The 1,187-nt window shown below is 56.6% G+C and carries 1 protein-coding gene; it reads right to left on the bottom strand.

Annotated elements, in window-relative coordinates:
• The coding region (ettA, locus tag R7Z41_RS24045; protein WP_318141643.1) for an energy-dependent translational throttle protein EttA at positions 1–1,187 on the bottom strand (1,187 nt) is incomplete at both ends.

The raw sequence follows: 1,187 nt of genomic DNA, 5'->3' as shown, positions 1-1,187 counted from the left end.
TACCTTCATCCTGGTAGTCCAGGATGTGCGTGGCGATACGGTCGAGGAACCAACGGTCGTGCGAGATAACCATCGCACAGCCCGGGAACTCCAGCAGGGCGTTTTCCAGCGCGCGCAGGGTTTCGATATCCAGGTCGTTGGTTGGTTCGTCGAGCAGCAGCATGTTGCCGCCAACCTGCAGCAGCTTCGCCAGATGCAGACGACCGCGCTCACCACCGGAAAGTTCACCAACGCGTTTACCCTGATCAACCCCTTTAAAGTTAAAGCGGCCAACGTAGGCGCGGCTTGGCATCTCGGTGTTGCCGATCTTCATAATATCCAGCCCGCCGGAAACTTCTTCCCAAACGGTTTTGCTGTTATCCATTGAGTCACGGAACTGATCAACCGATGCCAGTTTCACCGTTTCACCTAAAGTGATGGTGCCGCTGTCCGGCTGTTCCTGACCAGAGATCATACGGAACAGGGTCGATTTACCCGCGCCGTTCGGACCGATGATCCCGACGATCGCCCCTTTCGGGATCGAGAAGCTCAGGTCATCAATCAGCAGGCGATCGCCGTAGGATTTACGCAGGTTGCTGACTTCCAGCACTTTATCGCCCAGACGCGGTCCAGGTGGAATAAACAGTTCGTTGGTTTCGTTACGTTTCTGATATTCGGTGCTGTTCAGCTCTTCAAAACGTGCCAGACGTGCTTTACCTTTCGACTGACGGCCTTTAGTACCCTGACGTACCCACTCCAGCTCTTTCTCGATCGACTTACGACGCGCCGCTTCTTGTGAAGCTTCCTGCGCCAGGCGCTGATCTTTCTGCTCCAGCCAGGAGGAGTAGTTGCCTTCCCACGGAATACCTTCACCGCGGTCAAGTTCGAGGATCCAGCCTGCAACGTTATCGAGGAAGTAACGGTCGTGGGTAATCGCCACCACGGTGCCCTCGAAGTCGTGCAGGAAGCGTTCCAGCCAGGCCACGGATTCGGCATCCAGGTGGTTGGTCGGTTCGTCGAGCAGCAGCATGTCTGGTTTTTCCAGCAGCAGGCGGCACAACGCTACGCGACGACGCTCACCACCGGAGAGGTTAGCGATTTTCGCGTCCCAGTCCGGCAGACGTAGCGCATCCGCCGCACGCTCCAGCTGTACGTTCAGGTTATGACCGTCGTGAGCCTGAATGATCTCTTCCAGACGGCCTTGTTCA

Origin of the sequence: Vibrio sp. 1457 (genome assembly GCF_033340195.1) — a bacterium.
Classification (GTDB): domain Bacteria; phylum Pseudomonadota; class Gammaproteobacteria; order Enterobacterales; family Vibrionaceae; genus Vibrio; species Vibrio alginolyticus.
This window is presented reverse-complemented; position numbering and strand designations above follow the sequence as displayed.